This is a genomic window from Streptomyces sp. NPDC047108, from assembly GCF_040643575.1.
Taxonomy (GTDB): Bacteria; Actinomycetota; Actinomycetes; order Streptomycetales; family Streptomycetaceae; genus Streptomyces.
Genome location: NZ_JBEYUP010000004.1, coordinates 24,794 through 43,550 on the forward strand (window position 1 = coordinate 24,794; position 18,757 = coordinate 43,550).

At 71.5% G+C, this 18,757-nt stretch carries 13 protein-coding genes; 7 read left to right on the top strand and 6 right to left on the bottom strand.

The window, feature by feature from the left end; translation table 11 throughout:
* The first annotated feature begins 501 nt into the window (after positions 1-501).
* The 3 genes from ABZ822_RS11380 (at position 502) to ABZ822_RS11390 (ending at position 4,189) form a co-directional block, all read left to right on the top strand.
* Positions 502-1,404 (top strand): S1 family peptidase, encoded by a 903-nt coding sequence (locus ABZ822_RS11380; protein WP_360850598.1) that lies wholly within the window; start codon positions 502-504, stop codon positions 1,402-1,404.
* 228 nt (positions 1,405-1,632) lie between these two features.
* Entirely contained in the window at positions 1,633-2,718 is a 1,086-nt protein-coding gene (locus ABZ822_RS11385) for a slipin family protein (protein WP_360851404.1), read from the top strand.
* A 400-nt stretch (positions 2,719-3,118) separates the two neighbouring features.
* Positions 3,119-4,189: a S1 family peptidase gene (locus ABZ822_RS11390; protein WP_360850601.1), complete on the top strand. Its 1,071-nt coding sequence runs from the start codon at positions 3,119-3,121 to the stop codon at positions 4,187-4,189.
* A gap of 396 nt (positions 4,190-4,585) precedes the next feature.
* Here the strand turns inward: ABZ822_RS11390 and ABZ822_RS11395 are convergent, their stop codons facing one another.
* Both ABZ822_RS11395 and ABZ822_RS11400 read right to left on the bottom strand, forming a co-directional pair.
* A complete protein-coding gene (locus tag ABZ822_RS11395; RefSeq protein WP_360850604.1) occupies positions 4,586-5,029 on the bottom strand; it encodes a subtilase-type protease inhibitor in 444 nt (147 codons plus the stop codon).
* Positions 5,030-5,533: 504 nt separating this feature from the next.
* The gene (locus ABZ822_RS11400; protein ID WP_360850607.1) at positions 5,534-6,688 is read right to left on the bottom strand and encodes a DUF3533 domain-containing protein; all 1,155 of its coding nucleotides are present in this window, start codon (positions 6,686-6,688) and stop codon (positions 5,534-5,536) included.
* 248 nt (positions 6,689-6,936) lie between these two features.
* Here ABZ822_RS11400 and ABZ822_RS11405 point away from each other — a divergent pair, with 248 nt between their 5' ends.
* The 3 genes from ABZ822_RS11405 to ABZ822_RS11415 all read left to right on the top strand — a co-directional run bounded on the left by ABZ822_RS11405 (position 6,937) and on the right by ABZ822_RS11415 (position 12,940).
* Positions 6,937-10,605: a DNA polymerase III subunit alpha gene (locus tag ABZ822_RS11405; RefSeq protein ID WP_360850610.1), complete on the top strand. Its 3,669-nt coding sequence runs from the start codon at positions 6,937-6,939 to the stop codon at positions 10,603-10,605.
* A 106-nt stretch (positions 10,606-10,711) separates the two neighbouring features.
* Positions 10,712-11,803 (top strand): hypothetical protein, encoded by a 1,092-nt coding sequence (locus tag ABZ822_RS11410; protein WP_360850612.1) that lies wholly within the window; start codon positions 10,712-10,714, stop codon positions 11,801-11,803.
* A 246-nt stretch (positions 11,804-12,049) separates the two neighbouring features.
* The gene (locus tag ABZ822_RS11415; RefSeq protein ID WP_360850615.1) at positions 12,050-12,940 is read left to right on the top strand and encodes an alpha/beta fold hydrolase; all 891 of its coding nucleotides are present in this window, start codon (positions 12,050-12,052) and stop codon (positions 12,938-12,940) included.
* Positions 12,941-13,145: 205 nt separating this feature from the next.
* On the opposite strand, the gene ABZ822_RS11420 is transcribed toward ABZ822_RS11415, so the two are convergent.
* The 4 genes from ABZ822_RS11420 to ABZ822_RS11435 form a co-directional block, all read right to left on the bottom strand.
* Positions 13,146-14,192, bottom strand: a complete 1,047-nt coding sequence (locus tag ABZ822_RS11420; protein ID WP_360850618.1) for a lytic polysaccharide monooxygenase — start codon at positions 14,190-14,192, stop codon at positions 13,146-13,148.
* A gap of 304 nt (positions 14,193-14,496) precedes the next feature.
* Positions 14,497-15,045, bottom strand: a complete 549-nt coding sequence (locus tag ABZ822_RS11425) for a M1 family aminopeptidase (RefSeq protein WP_360851407.1) — start codon at positions 15,043-15,045, stop codon at positions 14,497-14,499.
* A complete protein-coding gene (locus ABZ822_RS11430) occupies positions 14,954-15,937 on the bottom strand; it encodes a hypothetical protein (protein ID WP_360850621.1) in 984 nt (327 codons plus the stop codon). Before ABZ822_RS11430 ends, ABZ822_RS11425 begins: the two co-directional genes overlap by 92 nt.
* A gap of 11 nt (positions 15,938-15,948) precedes the next feature.
* Positions 15,949-16,833 (bottom strand): M28 family peptidase, encoded by an 885-nt coding sequence (locus ABZ822_RS11435; RefSeq protein WP_360850624.1) that lies wholly within the window; start codon positions 16,831-16,833, stop codon positions 15,949-15,951.
* A gap of 304 nt (positions 16,834-17,137) precedes the next feature.
* Between ABZ822_RS11435 and ABZ822_RS11440 the strand changes: the two genes are divergently transcribed.
* A complete protein-coding gene (locus ABZ822_RS11440) occupies positions 17,138-18,667 on the top strand; it encodes a carboxyl transferase domain-containing protein (RefSeq protein ID WP_360850627.1) in 1,530 nt (509 codons plus the stop codon).
* Positions 18,668-18,757: the final 90 nt, after the last annotated feature.

The window sequence follows — 18,757 nt, forward strand, 5'->3', positions numbered from 1 at the left end:
GATCGTCGTCGCACAGGACTCCCCCCGGCCCGCGGCCGGGGGAGCGCAGGGCGGAAGCCGCGGCTTCCGCAGACCCTTTCCACGGCTTGGAGAGCAGGCCGCAGACACCTCGGTGACCTCGGCTTTCGCGCGTACGGCTGTCGTGCCGTACGCCGTCGCCCGTCACCTCGCCCCTCCGACTCCGCCGCCCGGCGCCGCCCTTGCGGGCGCCGACGCGGCGGGCGAGCGGAACCGCCCGGCGCCGGTGACGCGTCGGCGCCCCGGCCGGGAGCCGGCGAGAGCCCCGGCGGCATGCGGCCGCCGGGGCTCTCGCTGTGTGTGCATCCCGTCCGAAAGGCACCCTTGCGGCTCCAGGCCCGGCCGCCGAATATCCCCACAGCGCACTTGTCAGGAACACGTCGTGTTCGGGATCCGGTGCGACTCCGCACCGCCGTGTTCCCCGACTGCGCCTCACGGGCCTGCCCACCCAAGCGGACCCCTGATTCCCCTCTGGAGGAAGAAGTGAGGATCAAGCGCATGAACCCCCACAACGGACGTGCGAGACGGAACCGGCTGATCGCCCTGGCGTCCGGGCTCGTCGCCGTCACGGCACTGGCCGCCCCCGCCGCCAACGCCGAGCCCCCCGCCCCCAGCTACAGCGAGCGGCAGCTCGCCGACGCGGGCGAGGCCGTTCTCGCTGCCGACGTGGCGGGCACCGCCTGGCACGTCGACACCAAGACGAACTCGCTCGTCCTCACCGCCGACAGCACGGTCTCGCAGGCCGAGATCAACCGCATCAGGCAGCAGGCCGGGACGAACTCCGGAGCCATCCGGGTCGAACGCACCCCGGGCAAGATCAGCAAGCTGCTCTCCGGCGGCGACGCCATCTACGCGACGAGCTGGCGCTGCTCGGCCGGATTCAACGTGCGCAGCGGCAGCACGTACTACCTGCTCACCGCCGGGCACTGCACCGACGGCGCGGGCAACTGGTACACCAACTCCTCCCGTACCACCCTCATCGGCCCGACCGCCGGTTCCAGCTTCCCCGGCAACGACTACGGCCTGGTCCGCTACAGCAACCCGGCCGTCAGCCACCCCGGCACCGTCGGCAGCCAGGACATCACCAGCGCCGCCAACGCCACCCTCGGCATGTCCGTCACCCGCCGCGGTTCCACGACCGGCACCCACAGCGGTTCGGTCACCGGCCTCAACGCGACGGTCAACTACGGCGGCGGCGACATCGTCTCCGGCCTGATCCGCACCAATGTCTGCGCCGAGCCCGGTGACAGCGGCGGTCCGCTCTACTCCGGCAGCCGGGCCATCGGCCTGACCTCCGGCGGCAGCGGCAACTGCACCACCGGTGGCACCACCTTCTTCCAGCCGGTCACCGAGGCGCTGAGCGCGTACGGCGTGAGCGTCTACTGATTCTCCGTACGATCACGCACTGATCATTCACCGATCACTCGTTGATCCTGCGCGGCGGCCGGCGGGCATCCTCCGGCCGCCGCCCTTTTCCCGGGCCGCTCTCGGGGCCCTCCCAGGCCCTCCCGGCCCGGTCGGAGCGGGATTATCGTGGAGAGAGACCCCGATTCGGGGCCAAGATGCCCATAGGTGGCATCTCTCGCGACGGCGTACGGCAGGCAGGTGGCCGTGATGGTCGAGGAACTCGTCACAGCGGGGGTAGCCGCACTCTCCTGCGGCGCGGTCTACGCGATGGCCGCGGCCCGGGTGGTCAAGCAGTACGAGCGCGGGGTCGTGCTGCGCCTCGGGCGGCTGATGCCGCATGTGCGCGAGCCGGGATTCACCATGATCGTTCCGTTGGTGGACCGGCTGAACAAGGTGAACATGCAGATCATCACGATGCCGGTCCCTGCCCAGGAGGGCATCACCCGGGACAACGTGACCGTCCGCGTCGACGCCGTCGTCTACTTCAAGGTCGTGGACGCGGCGGACGCGGTCGTCCAGGTCGAGGACTACCGGTTCGCGGTCTCGCAGATGGCACAGACCTCGCTGCGCTCCATCATCGGCAAGAGCGAGCTGGACGACCTGCTGTCGAACCGGGAGAAGCTGAACCAGGGCCTGGAGCTGATGATCGACAGCCCGGCGCTGGGGTGGGGCGTGACGGTCGACCGGGTCGAGATCAAGGACGTCTCGCTGCCGGAGACGATGAAGCGCTCGATGGCCCGGCAGGCGGAGGCCGACCGTGAGCGGCGCGCCCGCGTGATCAACGCCGACGCCGAGCTGCAGGCGTCGAAGAAGCTGGCGGAGGCCGCCAAGCAGATGGCCGATACGCCCTCCGCACTCCAACTCCGGCTGCTGCAGACCGTGATGGCGGTGGCCGCGGAGAAGAACTCGACGCTCGTGCTGCCCATCCCTGTGGAGTTGCTGCGCTTCCTGGAGCGCGCCCACGAGGGCCCGCAGCACCCGGCGGTGCAGTCGGCACCGGATTCGCGAAAGCAATCGGACCGCTCGTCCGAGTCGCTGGACACGTCGGCGGACGAGCCGGCGATCGGGCCGTCGGCCGGTGAGGAACCGGGACCTGAGGCGGTGGCAGAAGGGGAGACGTCGGGGGAGAAGTCCGGAATTCCGGCTTCCGCCACGGAGGTTCCCGAGATCCCGGAGCGGCCGGGATCCTCTCGCGTCACCGAACCGCCGTCGGGGCACGGGCATGGAGAGCACCCGAACGGCCACACGTCCTCGGAATCCGGAAGCGGAACGGCGATTACCGGACAGGCGTAACGGGGGCAGCTCTTCGTACGCGTCCGGACACGGCCTCGTCACCGGTGGTCCTGGCCTGAGTTGACGCACGTCTCCGCAGGTGCCTGCCCTGCGTGGGGCGTTGCCGTGAACTTTTCGCACACACGACCGGAACACAGTCTTGTGTGTCACAGACGGGCGTCGGATACTCGACGCCACTCAACTTCATTTGGCATGGACGCGACTTGCGATGCGATGGGCTCGATCGGCGGTCGCGTCCCTTTCGGGTAAAGCGCCACCCAGCAGGACCCACGCCGTTCCGTACGGCGGCACCAGGTCACGACCGGGGTCACCCCAACCGCGGTCACCGCAACCGAGGTACCGACACCCTCCGGGCCCACGCTCCCCACGGCAGGCCCAACCCCCCCACGGGAGGCTCGACTTGAAGCACCGACGCATACCCAAGCGCCGCACCGCCATCGTAGGAGCGTCCGCGGCGGCCGTCGTTGCCACCGCGTTCGCGCTGTCCAGTGCGAACGCCGCACCCACGTCCAGCATCGACACCCTGACGGCCACGTCCGCCGGGAGGCTCGCCTCCACACTCGGTTCCGACCTCGGAGCCGACAACGCCGGGGCGTACTACGACGCCGGCGCCAAGAAGCTCGTCGTCAACGTCGTGAACGAGGCCGCGGCCGAGAAGGTCCGCGCCGAGGGCGCCGAGGCGAAGCTGGTCGAGCACACGCTGGCCCAGCTCAACTCCGTTCAGGACACGCTGACCAAGAAGGACATGAAGGGCACCGCCCGAGCGGTGGACGTCAGAACGAACCAGGTGGTCGTCACGGCCGACAGCACCGTCAAGGGCGCCGAACTGGCCGCGCTGAAGAAGCAGGTGGCGGCCCAGGACGGCAAGGCCGTACTGAAGCGCTCCAAGGGCACGTTCACCACCAGAATCGCCGGCGGTGACGCGATCTGGGGGTCCGGCGGGCGCTGCTCGCTGGGCTTCAACGTCACCGTGAACGGCGAGTCGGCGTTCCTGACGGCCGGTCACTGCACCGAGGCCATCTCGAGCTGGTCCGACTCCCAGGGCGGTGGTGAGATCGCGACCACCACGGACGGCAGCTTCCCCGACAACGACTACGGTCTCGCGACGTACACCGGCGACACCGACCACCCCAGTGAGGTGAATCTCTACAACGGATCCACGCAGGCCATCACCCAGGCCGGCGACGCCACCGTGGGCCAGCAGGTGCAGCGCAGCGGCAGCACCACGCAGCTCCACGACGGCGAGGTCACGGCGGTCGACGCCTCCGTCACGTACCCGGAGGGCACGGTCAACGGTCTGATCCAGACGACCGTCTGCGCCGAGCCGGGCGACAGCGGCGGCTCGCTCTTCGCGGGTGACACGGCGCTCGGTCTGACCTCCGGCGGCAGCGGTGACTGCTCGTCCGGCGGTGAGACCTTCTTCCAGCCGGTCCCCGAGGCTCTCGAGGTCTTCGGGGCTCAGATCGGCTGACCACGGCCGGCCGGCGTTGCAGCGCCGGCCGGCCCGACGGCCGGGGAACAGGCCGTCCCGCAGGCCCCCGGACACCCCCACAGTGTCCGGGGGCCGCGGTGTGCCGTTCCGCGGTCCGTGTCGTCATCCGAGTGGTCAGGGACCTGATCCGGGTGGTCAAGGACCTGATCCGGGCGGTCAGGGACCTGGACGCGCGGGCCGGCCCGCCGGCCGGGGGCACGGCCGTCCCGCAGGTTCACGGACACCCCCACAGTGTCCGGAAGGCGGGTTCGCCGTTCCGCGGTCCGCGTCCCCGGAGAATCCCGGACACCCCCACAGTGTCCGGAGGACGGGGTACGCCGTCCCGTGGCCCGCGTCGTCGTCCGACGGGTCAGGAGCCCGGATTCGGCCCCTGCCTCAGAAGGAGTAGACCGAGCCCTGCTGCATGGCGCCGTTCATCTCGCAGGAGTTGGCGAAGGTCTGGGTCCAGGAGACGCGCTTGCCCTGCCGGACGCCGTCCGCCGTGACGGTGACCGGGTCCCAGATCTTCGTACACATCGGGCCGGGTCCTTCGTGGACCGTCAGGGCCGCGAACTCCCCGCCCACGGAACGCAGTTCGGCGCAGGCCGCGGCGGCGGCCGGGTGTGTGCCGCCGGCCTTGGGGAAGCAGTTCAGCAGCGCGGCGCGCTGCACCGTGGACGTCGCGGCGTCGTTCCCCTTGCCGACCGTCAGCACGAGGGCCGACGGGGCGTACAGCGAGTTCGCCTCGGCGGGTGCGGCCTGAGCCGCCCCGGTGGTGCCCGCCAGCAGACCGACGGTCAGGGCGGAGACCGCCCCCAACGCCCGCACGGTGTAACGCATGTTGACTCCTTTGGTGTTCGCAGGTGCAGATGCCGGACGGGAGTCTTGCTCATGCGAACGGTGAACGCACGCCCATCGGTCACTTTCGGTCGCGGCGTCCGAACTGACAGTGCCCGAATGTACATTCGGGCAGCTCGGAGGGGGTGTAGAGGGTGTGGAGAGCGTGTCCAGAATGTGGACGTGTTTGCCTGGTTCAAGTAAAAACGCCAACTTGACCTGCGCAAACGTGACTTGGAATTCATGCCCGTCTGCGGCAGCTCGACCGGAAACCGCCGTCGCTCATCGGCGTGTCGCGGTTTCCCCGGTGGTGCCGCGGCCTTGCGGGGCCGTTACGGGCGCTCTGCTGTGCGCCTTCTTCGGTTGGGCGATGCGTGACCGCAATCGATCGGACTGGGGCTCAGTTCGAGATCGGTCATGCTCGTTCGTGTTCGCACTTTTCCCGAACGGGGCGCGTCAAACCATGTTCGCGTGTCCTTTTCCGCGGTCATGTGCCCCTGAACACCCCTACGACATGGGCGAGTTGGGGTACTCGGCGGTCCCGGACGGATCGCTCCGCAGGTGCAGGTGCTGCCTCCCGCCGCGCAGGGCCGCGAGCACCAGGGTGATCAGGGCCCCGCCCACCGCCCAGGCGGAGACGACGAGCAGCGGCCCCGTCATCGCGTTGCCCCCGAAATACGCGATCGAGCGGACCGACCACGTCGCCGCCCCCGGCGGCAGCGCCGGTCCGATGGTGCGCCAGAAGTCCGGCAGCAGCGGATACGGGTACGGGCCGCCCGCGCTCGGGTTGCCCGCGATGACGACGATCAGGATGGCGAGTCCGATGCCCACCGTCCCGGCGAGCCCCTGCAGCGCGAGGGTCGTCGCCCCGACGGCGAAGACCAGGAGGGCGCCCAGCCCCCAGAAGCCTGGCGTGCTGCCCGGCAGGGCGCCGAGAACGGGCCCCGCGACGAGCGCGCCACCGAGGCCGCCGAGAACCGCGTACACGGCGAGGACGCCGAGCCGGATCACCGCGCGGTGGGTGTTCGCGGGCCGTGCGCCCGCGCTGACCGCCAGGGCCGCGGCGCACAGATAGCCGCCCACGCACCAGCCGACGACGAGGTAGAACGAGGTCAGTCCGCGGCTGTCCCCGGCGTCCACCGGTGCGACATCCGCGACCCGCAGCTCGCGCCGCTGCGCCTGTTCCGCGCGGGCGACGACCTCCTCGAGGGCCTGTGCGAGCGCGGAGCCGGCGCCGGTGGCCACCAGCAGGGTGTCGGTGGTGCCCTGCGGGTCGATCACGAGTGCCCCGTCGACCTCACGCTCCCGGATGAGCCGGCGGGCGTCGGCCGCGTCCGCCGCCTCCGCGGTCACCTCCAGCGGCTCGCCGGGCAGCGACCCCAGCCGTTCCGCCGCCGTGTCCCGGATCTGTTCGGGGGCGGCGACGGCGATCGGGATCCGGTGCGGCGAGGGGTCGTGGAACGCGCCGATGTAGGACGCGATGAAGGCGAGCTGCAGCAGCAGGACCCCGGTGATCAGCAGGGCGGCCCGGCCCGAGACCGCGGACCTGACCTCGCCCGGGAACGTGGTGCGCGGCCGGGATCCACCGGAGCCGTCACCGGGCGGCGGAGCGGCTCCGGTGTCCCCGGGGCGGGCGGGTCCGCCGTCGCCGGTGGTGGCCATGCGCCGCTCCTCGCTCCTCGCCGTACGCGCGGGAAGCGGGCTGGTTCCGGCGCGGATCCGCTCTCCACGGTGCGTGGGGCCGCTGCCCGGCGCAGGTGGCGGAAGGCCGATCAGGTGAGCGGACGTGAGGGCGGGGGGAGGGTCGGACGCGCCGATATCCAGTCGTACGGTTGTTCGAAACTTGGTCTATGGTGGAGGCGAGGACGAAAGGTTTCGGCCAGGGGGTGGGCGAACGGCAGGAGGTGCGGATGCCCGGGTTCACGCATCTGCACACCGTCTCGGGGTTCTCCATGCGGTACGGCGCCGCACACCCGGAGGCGCTGGCCGAACGCGCCGCCGAGCGCGGCATGGACGCCGTCGCGCTGACCGACCGGGACACCCTCGCCGGGACGGTCCGGTTCGCCAAGGCGTGCGCGCGGGCCGGGGTCCGCCCGCTGTTCGGCACCGGCCTGGCCATCGGTGAACGCCCGCGGGAGACCCGCGAGCGCGCCGCGCGCAGGCGTACGCCCGTGCGCGGCGGGGCGTTCATCGACGAGTCCGCACCCCGTACGGTCTTCCTCGCGCGCGAAGGCTCAGCCGGCTGGGCCGCCCTGTGCCGTCTGATCTCCGCCGCCCATGCGGACACGGCGTCCGAGCGGCCGGTCCTGCCCTGGGCCGACCTGGAGAAGTCCGCCGACGGCGGACTGACCGTGCTGCTCGGCCCCGACTCCGAGATCGGCCGGGCGCTGGCCGCCGGACGCCCCGACCGCGCCGCCCGGCTCCTCGCGTCCTGGCGGGACCTCCACGGCGACGCGCTCCGGCTGGAGGTCGTCCACCACGGCCGCGCCGGCACCGGCCCCGGCTCGCTCCGGCTCGCCGCCCGCACCCTCGGCTTCGCCGCCGAGCAGGGTGTACGAGCCGTGCTGAGCAACGCCGTCCGCTACGCCGACCGGGGCCACGGCCAGATCGCCGACGTCCTGGACTCCGCCCGCCGCCTCGTCCCCATCGACCCGCGAAAACCGGACACCCTCGACACCGGCGAACGCTGGCTCAAGGACCCGCGCGACATGGCCCGCATCGCCGAGCGGATCGCCGAGGCCGCGGGATTCCGCCGCGACGCCGCGCACCTCCTGCTGGAGGAGACCCAGGCCACCGCGGCCGAGTGCCGCGTCGACCCCGAGGACGACCTCGGGCTCGGCAGCGTGCACTTCCCCGAGCCGTACCTGGTCGGCGCGGAGCGGCGCACCGCCGACCGCACCCTGCGCTCCCGCTGCGCCGCCGCCATGGTGCTCCGCGGCTACGACGGGGAGCGGAAGCGCTGGGAGCGGCTGCACGAGGAGCTGGACATCATCGCGTTCCACGGCTTCGCCTCGTACTTCCTCACCGTCGCCCGGGTCGTCGACGACACCCGCGAACTCGGCATCCGCGTCACCGCCCGCGGCTCCGGCGCCGGGTCCCTGGTGAACCATCTGCTCGGTATCGCGCACGCCGACCCCGTGGAGCACGGCCTGCTGATGGAGCGGTTCCTCTCCCGGGACCGGCGGGTGCTGCCCGACATCGACGTCGACGTGGAGTCGGCGCGGCGGCTGGAGGTCTACCGCGCGATCTTCGACCGCTTCGGGGCGGAGCGCGTCGCGACCGTCTCCATGCCCGAGACCTACCGCGTGCGCCACGCCATCCGCGACGTGGGCGCGGCCCTCGGCATGGACCCGGCCGAGACCGACCGCCTCGCCAAGGCGTTCCCGCACATCCGCGCCCGCGACGCGCGCGCCGCACTCGCCGAACTGCCCGAGCTGCGCGGGATCGCCGCCGAGCAGGACCGTTTCGGCGACGGCCGGCTGTGGGAGCTGGTCGAGGCGCTGGACGCGCTGCCCCGCGGCATCGCCATGCACCCCTGCGGGGTGCTGCTGTCGGACGCCTCCCTGCACGCCCGTACGCCCGTCGTGGCGAGCAGCGGGGAGAACTTCCCGATGTCGCAGTTCGACAAGGACGACGTCGAGGATCTCGGCCTGCTCAAACTGGACGTCCTCGGCGTGCGGATGCAGTCCGCGATGGCGCACGCCGTGGCCGAGATCGAACGGGCCTCGGGGGAGCGGGTGGACCTCGACGACCCGGCGGACGTACCGATGGGCGACCCCGCGACGTACGACCTGATCCGGTCCACCGAGACCCTCGGCTGCTTCCAGATCGAGTCGCCGGGCCAGCGTGACCTGATCGGGCGGCTGCAGCCCGGCACCTTCCACGACCTTGTCGTCGACATCTCGCTCTTCCGGCCGGGCCCGGTCGCGGCCGACATGGTCCGCCCCTTCATCGAACGGCGGCACGGACGCACCCCGCCGCACTATCCGCACGAGGACCTGGAGGAGGTGCTGAGCGAGACCTACGGCGTCGTGGTCTTCCATGAGCAGATCATCGAGATCCTCCGCATCATGACCGGCTGCTGGCGGGGGCGGGCGGACGAGGCGCGCCGCGCGCTGTCGGACCCGGAGCGGCAGGGGCGGGTACGGGCCTGGTTCTTCGAGGAGGCGGGCCGGCGCGGTTACGGGCGTGAGGTGCTGGAGCGCACCTGGGAGATCGTCGAGGCGTTCGGCAGTTACGGCTTCTGCAAGGCGCACGCCGTCGCCTTCGCCGTACCGACCTACCAGTCGGCGTGGTTGAAGGCCCACCACCCCGCCGCCTTCTACGCGGGGCTGCTCACCCACGACCCCGGGATGTACCCGAAGCGGCTGCTGCTCGCCGACGCCCGGCGGCGCGGGGTGCCGATCCTTCCGCTGGATGTGAACCGGTCGGGTCCGGCCTATCGAATCGAACTGGTGTCCGGTGATGATGCTGCGTCAGGGGATGAATGGGGCATCCGTCTTGCGCTCTGCGATGTGCACGGCATCAGCGAGGCCGAGACCGAGCGGATCGCGGACGGACAGCCGTACGCCTCGCTCCAGGACCTGTGGCGACGTGCCCGGCCCGGACGCCCGGTCGCCGAACGGCTCGCCCAGACCGGCGCGTTGGACGCATACGGGGACAACCGCCGCGACCTGCTGCTGCACATCGCCGAACTGCACCGGCAGCACCGGACAGCGGCCGGACGGACGAGCGGACGGACGAGCGGACGGCCTGGCGGACGTACGGGCGGGGCGCACGCCGGGCAACTGCCGCTGGACGCCGGGACGCGCGCCGGTGCCGAACCGCTGGGGCTGCCGGACCTCGACGCCTCCGAACGGCTGGGAGCCGAGCTGAACGTGCTCGGCATGGACACCTCCCGCCATCTCATGGGCGACCACCGGGAGTTCCTTGAGGAGCTGGGCGCGGTCCCGGCTCGGCGGCTGGCGGCCGCACGGCACGGCGAGGTCGTGCTCGTCGCCGGCGCCAAGGCGGCCACGCAGACCCCGCCGATCCGCTCCGGCCGCCGGGTCATCTTCACCACCCTCGACGACGGTACGGGCCTGGTCGACCTGGCGTTCTTCGACGACAGCCACGCCGCCTGCGCGCACACGGTCTTCCACTCCTGGCTGCTGCTCGTCCGCGGCACGGTCCAGCGGCGCGGGCCGCGCAGCCTCAGCGTCGTGGGCGCGGCGGCCTGGAACCTCGCCGAACTCGCCGAACTGCGCCGCGAGGGCGGTCTGGAGGCGGTTGCGGCGCGGCTGGCGGAGGAGGGCCGGGGCGGCTCGAACGGCCCGGGGGACGAGGACGGTTCAAGCGGTCCGGGTGGTTCGGGCGACGGGGACGGTTCGGACCGCGAGGACGGGCCGGGCGGCGGCGACGGTGAGCGCGACGGCGACGGGTCGGGCGACGGGTCGGACGACGACGGTGCGAACGGCCGCCGCATCCACATGCCCACCGGCTACGCCATGCACCCCTGGGCGGACCTCCGCCCTGCGGGCGAGGGCTCCGCGACCCCGCGCAAGCTGTGGCACTCCAGCCCCGGGAGTGCGGGCCGATGACCACTCGTGCTCCACGCGCCCCGTTCCCGGCCCGGACTCCCGGCAGAGTCCCCGTCCGGTCCCCCCAGTCCGTGCCGTCCCGGTGGAGAGCAGGAGGAGAGGTCCCGTGAACGACGTCGGGCAACTCGGCGATGGCGTCGGGCAATTCGGCAGTGGTGCCGGGCAACTCGGCAGTGGTGCCGGGCAACTCGGCGATGACGTCGGACAACTCGGCAGTACGGAGAGCATTCTGCATGTGCGCTGCGCCCCGACGCTGTCCGAGGACGGCTACCGGGCCGTGCTGGAACTGCTCCGGGAGTTCTCTCCCGTCGTCCAGGCGGTCCCGCCCAGGTCCGGGCTGGTCCAAGTGCGGGGCGCGCGGCGGTACTTCGGGGCGGACGCCCGGCGGATCGCCGACATGGTGCGGTTGCGCTCCCTGGCCCGCCTGGGCACGGACGTACGGATCGGAGTCGCCGGGACGTGGTCCGTGGCGGCCGTCGCCTCCGATCGCGTACCGCTGCCCGGCGGCGTACTGGCCGTGGCCGAGGACGCGGTGGGCGCTTTCCTCGCACCGCTGCCGGTGGAGGCGCTGTACGGCCTCGGCCCCAAGCAGGCCGAGGCGCTGCACGGGTACGGGCTGCGCACCATCGGCGCGCTGGTCGCCCTCCCCTCGGGAGTCATCGAACGGATCCTGGGCAAGCGCGCGGGCCGGTCGGCGGCGGACCATGCGCGCGGGATCGACCCCCGCCCGGTCACCCCGAAGGACCTGCCGTTGTCGGAGAGCGTCCGGCACCGGTTCACCCGGCACGAACTCGACGGCCCTCCCGTACGGGCCGTACTCCTCGGTTCGGTGGTCCGGCTGGCCGCAGTGCTGCGCACCCGCCGCCAGGCCGCCCGGGCCTTGACCCTGACGCTGGAGTTCGCGGGCGGGGCTCGCTGGGAGAAGACCCGGAGGCTCACGGAGCCGTCCGCGCACGACGAGGACCTGAGGACCCTGGCGTACAGGCTGATGGACGCGGCCGGTCTGCAGCGGGCGCGTCTGACCGGACTGGCACTCCGCGCCGAGGACCTCATCGACGCCGAGCGCGTGACGCGGCAGATCTCGCTCGATCCGGAGCGCGAATCCCGCCTGTTGGCGGAGGCGTCCGTCGACCGGGCGAACTCCCGTTTCGGCTTCGGCACCGTGCGCCCGGCCGCCACGTTCCGCAAGGCGTCGTAGGCGGGGTGTCAGAGGGGTGGACTCGGCGACTCGGCCGGTCGTCCGGCCGGTCGTCCGGCCGTCGTCAAGCCCTGGCTCCGGCCAGAGGTGAGGACGTCATGTGAAGGCCATGTGCCGGATTTTTTACCGCCATATGACTGGTCAGTAGCCCTACCCACTCGTAACTTGAACTGAGAACAGCTCTCTTGTGATCCGGATCACAGGGTGACGGTTACCCAACCCGTCCCGCCCCCGCGAGGAGATCACATGAAGCTGCCCTGGAAGCGAGCGCTGAAGCTTCTTCCTGCCCTCCTGCTGACGGCAGGCCTGACCGCGATCCCCGTCCAGGCCACCGCCACACCCGCTGCCGGTCCCGCCGCTCCCGCCGCATCCGCCGCGAAGTCCAGCGGCTGGAACGACTTCTCCTGCAAGCCGTCCGAGGCGCATCCCCGCCCCGTCGTCCTCGTGCACGGTACGTTCGGCAACTCGATCGACAACTGGCTCGGCCTCGCTCCTTATCTCACCGCACGTGGCTACTGCGTCTTCTCCCTCGACTACGGCCAACTGTCCGGCGTGCCGTTCTTCCACGGCCTCGGTCCCATCGAGAAGTCGGCCGGCCAGCTTCGCGACTACGTCGACCGCGTCCTGGACGCGACCGGGGCCGACGAGGTCGACCTGGTCGGTCACAGCCAAGGCGGCATGATGCCGCGGCACTACCTCAAGTTCATGGACGGGGCCGCGAAGGTGAACGCTCTGATCGGCCTGGCGCCGGACAACCACGGCACGGACCTGAACGGGCTCACCAAGCTCCTGAAGCACTTCCCTGGAGCCGAGGACGTGATCAGTGAGAACACCCCGGGCCTCGCCGACCAGATCGTGGGCTCGGACTTCCTCACCAAGCTCAACGAGGGCGGCGACACCGTGCCCGGCGTCCGCTACACCGTCATCGCGACCAGGTACGACGAGGTCGTGACGCCGTACCGGTCGCAGTTCCTGTCCGGGCCGAACGTCCGGAACGTTCTCCTCCAGGACCTCTGTCCGCTGAACATCTCGGAGCACCTGGCGATCGGGCTCCTGGACCGCATGGCCTTCCACGAAGCCGCCAACGCTCTCGACCCGGCCAACGCCAAGCCCACGACCTGCTGGTCGATCGGCTGACCCACCGCGCAGGACAGGGCCGTACAGAGACAGAGCCGTAGACAGGGCCGTACAGAGACAGGGCCGTACAACAGAGCTGTACGACACGGCCGTACGACAAGGCGCCGCCGCCCTCCCGGACGAGCAGGGCGGCGGCGCCGTGCGCCCGTACGGTGTGTGACCTGCACGCCGTACGGAGACGGGAGTCCCCGAGGGGAGAGGGGACTCAGCCGCGCCGGTGGGCGCCGGCGGTGGCCGTGGCCCTGCGGCGCCGGGCGGCGACGATCAGCAGACCGGCGCCGAGCGCGGCCACGGCGGCGCCGCCGGCGGCGAGCGGCGCGGTGCTGCTGTCGCCACCGGTCCGCGCGAGGCGCTCCTCGCCGTCCTTCCCGCCGTTCCCGCCGTTCGGTTCGGGCGCGTTGGCCCCGGCCGCCTCGCGTTCGGAGCTCTCGCCCGGCCGGTCGGCCGGCTGCTCGGCCGGGGCGGCCTTCACCTCGCCGCCCGTACCGGATCCGTGGCCGCTGCCGCCGTGCTCGTCGCCGCCGTGGCCGTCGTGGTCCACGGTCGACTTCCCGGCCCCGTCCTCGATCTGGCCGTCGGTGGGCGCGCTCGCCTCGGGAGCCGTGGCGGACCCGCCGCCCCCGCCGAACACCACGTCGGAGCAGGTGTAGAACGCCTCCGGGCTGTCCGAGCGCTGCCAAATGCTGTAGATGAGATGGCGACCCGACTTGGCGGGCACCTTGCCCTTGAAGACGTAACTGCCGTTCTGCAGTTTGGGGTCCGTCACCTTGGCGAACGGCTTGGCCTCCAGGTCCGTCCACTTCAGCGGCTTCTTCGGGTCGTAGCCGTCCTTGGTGATGTACAGCTCGAACGAGCCCTTGTGCGGGGCGGTCGCCTTGTACCGGAAGGTGTGGCGGCCCGCGGACATCGTGCTCGACGGCCAGTCGGCGCGCGGCAGGTCCAGGCCCTTGTACTTGTCCCGGCCCGCGCTGCACAGCTTGCCGTCCGGGATGATCTCCTTGTGCCGCCCGGCGGCGTTCGCGATGTTGACCTCGTTCCAGTCGTAGAACGCCTGGGTGCCGCTCGCCGCGACGGCCGCCTTGCACGCGGCCGACTTCGGGTTCTCGGGGCCCTCGGTGAAACAGGCCGACACCCGGCTGACCGGGTCGGTCATCGAGCCGTGCGCCACGGCAGGGGTGGCCGTGAGCGCGGAGAACAGCAGCGGAGCCGCGCCGAGTACGGCGATTCCGGCGGCCTTGCGACGAGCGGTCATCGTGGGGGTCTCCTCAACGGTTCGTGCGGTACGGCGCTCAGGGTTCTGGGCGGGGTCCGGCCGAGGGGCGGGACGCGACCGAGGGCACGGCCCCCATGACGGCACCCGAGGCGTCTCCCGCCCGTCACGGCGCTCAGCACGCTAGCCCCGCGGAACGGTGAAATCCCCTGCTGGGACGGGCTGGAGGCGATCTTTATGGCGCGGTTAAGGAGTGACTAAGCGACGGCTAGGGAAGGGCGCGGCGGAACCCGGTGGAGGGCAGGGCGGACCGGCTGCCCCGCTCCCCCCGGCGCTCACACGGCGGTCACTTTGTGGGCTTGCCCAGGCTCCCCGGGTACAGATACTTGTCCGGCGGGACCTTCGTGCCGTGGGCCCACGCGTCGAAGAAGCCCTTCAGGTCCTTCCCCGACACCTCGGCCGCCAGCTTCTCGAACTCCGGCCAGGAAGCGTTGGAGTAGGCGTTGTCGCCGGTCCAGCGCTTCAGCGTCGCGAAGAAGTCCTTGTCGCCGACGGTACGCCGCAGCGCGTGCATCATCAGCGAGCCCTTGTCGTACAGCGTCCCGTCCAGCTCCTTGCCCTTGCCTGCGTCGTAGATCCTGGTCGACCAGTACTCCGGCTCGTCCTTGACGTCCTCGACCGTGAATGCGTAGAAGTCCTTGTCCAAATCCGTGCCCTCCTTGTGCTCCTGCCAGAGCTGGTAGGAGTACTGGGCGACGCACTCCGAGATGCAGCCGTCCCGCCAATCCGTGAACGAGACGCTGTCACCGAACCACTGGTGGGTGTTCTCGTGCGTCACCAAGGCGTCGAAGATGCGGCCGAGGTAGGTGGGCCGGCTCTGGGTCTCCAGGGCCATCGTGCTGGTGTCCTCGCCGTCCGCCATCTCCCCGATCATGATGGCGCCGGCCGAGGAGAACGGGTACGGGCCGAAGACCGAGGACAGGTACTCGATGATCTCCTTCTGCTCGGCCTCGGCCGCCGGGTCGGGGGTGGTGCCGGGGGGGCCACGCGGTGATCACGGGAGTGCCGTCGGCGAGTTCGTCCTCGTGCACGGTGAACTTGTCGATGGCGACCGTCGCGAGGTAGGTGGCCAGCGGCTTGTCCTCGTGCCAGCGGAAGGTCTTCTTGCCGCCCTCGGTCGTGGTCCTGCCCCGCAGGCCGTTGCCCATGACCGTCCAGCCGTCGGGGACGGTTGCCGTGAGCTGGAAGGTCGCCTTGTCGGAAGGGTGGTCGTCGGCAGGGAACCAACTCGTCGCGCTGTGCGGCTCTCCCAGGGCGAAGGCTCCGCCGTTCTTGAGGGTGTGCCAGCCCTCGTTGTCGGGCTCGCCCGCGTAGGTCACACGGGTGGTGAACTTCGCACCCTTGGCGACGGCCTGTGCCGGGGTGATCACGAGTTCGTGCTCGCCCTCCCGGGCCACCTTCTTCGCGCGCCGCCCGTCGACCGTGACCGATGCGACCTTGAACCCCTTCAGGTCCAGGTTGAAGCGGTCCAGCTTCTCGGTGGCCTTCGCGGTGACGGTCGTGTCGCCGCTCAGGTGGTCGGGGCGCGAGGGGTCGTAGCTCAGGCGCACGTCGTAGTGGGAGACGTTGTAGCCGGAGTTGCCGTCCTGCGGGTAGTACGGGTCTCCCACTCCGGAGCCGCCCCGGCCGGCGGACGCCGTGGCCGGCACCGCACCGCTGCAGACGACCGCGCCGAGCAGCGCGGCGAGCCCGCGCCGGAACCGCCTGGTGCGCTGGTGCACGCTCATGTGGTCCTCCATCAACGGGCCTTGGTGGTGGCGAGTTTCCAGGTCACGTCGAGCATCGCGGTGGTACTGATGGCCTCGCTGGCCGGGCTCACGTTGTCGATGTCGTCGCACGCCTCGTGAATGCAGTCCGAGATGCCGGAGCTGAATCCGCCCGTCGGAATGCCGGCGTTGCCGAACGACTCGTGGTCCGAGCCACCGACGCCGATGTCGAAGGTCGGCAGTCCGCGGGAGGCGAAGTGCGACTCGAACGCCTCGGTCGCCTCCGGTGCGTCGTGGACGACGAGCCACTGGTCCGGGTTCTTGCTGCCGGCCTGGTCGAGGTTGAGATACAGGTCGATCTTCTTGCGATCGGCGGCGGAGAGCTTGTCCACGTAGTGCCGGGAGCCGATCAGGCCCAGCTCCTCGGCGCCCCACCAGGCGAAGCGCAGATGGCGGTCGGGCCTGAGATCCGCTTCGGCGACCTTGAGGGCGGTGGCGAGCACGGCAGCGGAGCCCGAACCGTTGTCGTTGATGCCGGGGCTGTTCTCGGTGCTGTCGAGGTGGGCGCCGGAGAAGACGACATGGTTCTTGTCGCCGCCCGGCCAGTCCGCGACGAGGTTGTAGCCCTTGGCGCCCTGGTGGGTGAATTTCTGGATGCGGGTGATGAAACCCGCCTTGTCCAGGGCCGCCTTGACGTAGTCCAGGGACGCGCGGAAGCCCCGGGTTCCGTGGGCGCGGTTTCCGCCGTTGCGGTCGGCGATCTTCTGCAGGGCCGCGACGTGCGGCATCACGTCCTGCTCGGTGACCTCGGGCGCTCCGGGCGCCGGAGGCTCCGCCTGCGCGGCGGGCACGGCGACGGTGACGAGTGAGAGGGCGCCGGCCACGCACCCGAGACGTATGAACGGTTTCCTTTTCATGCGGCGTTGCTTTCCTTCTGCATATCGGGGGAGGAGACAAGAACTGAGGTGCACGGACGAGAATCGCCGGAAGATGTCAGGAAGTTGTCAGATATCCGTAGTCGTCCCGTTCGGCGGGCCGCCGCACCACGTCACGGCGTCGAAGAAACCGTTGAAGGGACCGCCGAGGAACCGTCGAAGGAACGCGAAGAAAACGGCCGAAGGAAAAGGTCGAATGAGCCGTCGAAGGAAAGAAGGGACGCGAAAGGCCCGGAGGGGAGGAGCGCGGAGAGAGGCCGGCCGGCGACGTGGGAAGGTGTCCTCCATGAGCGGAGCCCGCCCCCGTACCTCGTCCGCCGCGCTGCGGCTCATCGAGGCCGTCGTCGACCCCGGCACCTGGCAGAGCTGGGACCGTCCCGTGGAGATCACCACCGAGGATCCGGACTACCGGTCCGACCTCGAGCGCGCCCGCGAGCGCACCGGTCTCGACGAGTCCGTCATCACCGGCGAGGGCCGGATCCGCGGACGCCGGGTCGCGGTCGTCGCCTGCGAGTTCGGCTTCCTGGCCGGGTCCATCGGGATCGACGCCGGCGAACGGCTCGTCCGGGCCGTGGAGCGCGCCACCGCCGAACGCCTCCCCATCCTCGCCGCGCCCGCCTCCGGCGGCACGCGCATGCAGGAGGGCACGGTGGCGTTCGTCCAGATGGTGAAGGTCACCGCGGCGATCACCGATCACAAGGCGGCGGGGCTCCCGTACCTGGTCTACCTCCGGCACCCGACCACCGGCGGCGTCCTCGCCTCCTGGGGGTCGCTCGGCCACGTCACGGCGGCCGAACCCGCCGCGCTCATCGGCTTCCTGGGCCCGCGGGTCCACGAGGCCCTGTACGGCGAGGAGTTCCCGCCGGGCGTCCAGACCGCCGAGAACCTGATGGCCAACGGCCTGGTGGACGCGGTCCTTCCGGCCGATCAGCTCGCCGGGACCGCCGCCCGGGCCCTCGGCGTCCTCGCCGGCGACGACGCGGGCACCCCGTCCGGCGGGAACGGCATGGCGCCGCCCTCCGACTCCCCGGCACCGTCCGCGGGCGAGTCCATCCGCCGGTCGCGGCGGGGGAGCCGGCCGGGCGTACGGGCGTTGCTGAAGGTCGCGGGCCGCGACGTCACACCGCTCAGCGGCACCGGCGCGGGCGAGCACGACCCCGGGCTGCTGCTCGCCCTCGCCCGTATCGGCGGCACGCCCTGCGTGGTCCTCGGCCACGACCGGCGCGGCGAGGCGGCGCCGCCGCTCGGGCCCGCCGGACTGCGCGAGGCACGGCGCGGCATGCGGATCGCCGCCGAGCTGGACCTGCCGCTGCTCACCGTCGTCGACACGGCGGGTGCCGCCCTCTCCCGCGAGGCCGAAGAGGGCGGACTGGCCGGGGAGATCGCCCGCTGCCTCGCCGACCTCGTGACGCTGCCCGCGCCGACGCTGTGCCTGCTGCTCGGCCAGGGCGCGGGCGGCGGCGCGCTGGCCCTGCTGCCCGCGGACCGCGTGATCGCCGCCCGGCACGCCTGGCTCTCCCCGCTGCCGCCCGAGGGCGCCTCCGCGATCCTGTACCGGACGACCGAGCGGGCCTTCGAGGTCGCGGGCCGCCAGGGCGTACGCTCCTCCGACCTCCTCGCCCACGGGATCGTCGACCGCGTCGTCGAGGAGACGGACGAGGGCGGCGAGGGAGACGCGGCCGACCGCGCGGGCGACTTCATCACGGACCTCGGCGCCATACTCGGTGCCGAACTGGCCGCTCTGCGTGCCGAGCCGCCCGCGCTGCGGCTCGCCACACGCAGGCGGAGACACCGCGCGCTGGGCGAGACGGACTGATGGCCGGGGACGGTCCGGTGTCCGGGGATGGCCCGGTGTCCGGGGACGGTCCGGTGTCCGGGGACGGGGAGTCGGCGGAGGGCGGGCGGA

Coding starts and splice junctions, on each gene's coding strand:
- ABZ822_RS11385 (WP_360851404.1), top strand. CDS start 1,633: ATGGTCGAGGAACTCGTCACAGCGGGGGTAGCCGCACTCTCCTGCGGC.
- ABZ822_RS11395 (WP_360850604.1), bottom strand. CDS start 5,029: ATGCGTTACACCGTGCGGGCGTTGGGGGCGGTCTCCGCCCTGACCGTC.
- ABZ822_RS11400 (WP_360850607.1), bottom strand. CDS start 6,688: ATGGCCACCACCGGCGACGGCGGACCCGCCCGCCCCGGGGACACCGGA.
- ABZ822_RS11405 (WP_360850610.1), top strand. CDS start 6,937: ATGCCCGGGTTCACGCATCTGCACACCGTCTCGGGGTTCTCCATGCGG.
- ABZ822_RS11415 (WP_360850615.1), top strand. CDS start 12,050: ATGAAGCTGCCCTGGAAGCGAGCGCTGAAGCTTCTTCCTGCCCTCCTG.
- ABZ822_RS11420 (WP_360850618.1), bottom strand. CDS start 14,192: ATGACCGCTCGTCGCAAGGCCGCCGGAATCGCCGTACTCGGCGCGGCT.
- ABZ822_RS11425 (WP_360851407.1), bottom strand. CDS start 15,045: ATGGCCCTGGAGACCCAGAGCCGGCCCACCTACCTCGGCCGCATCTTC.
- ABZ822_RS11430 (WP_360850621.1), bottom strand. CDS start 15,937: ATGAGCGTGCACCAGCGCACCAGGCGGTTCCGGCGCGGGCTCGCCGCG.
- ABZ822_RS11435 (WP_360850624.1), bottom strand. CDS start 16,833: ATGAAAAGGAAACCGTTCATACGTCTCGGGTGCGTGGCCGGCGCCCTC.
- ABZ822_RS11440 (WP_360850627.1), top strand. CDS start 17,138: ATGAGCGGAGCCCGCCCCCGTACCTCGTCCGCCGCGCTGCGGCTCATC.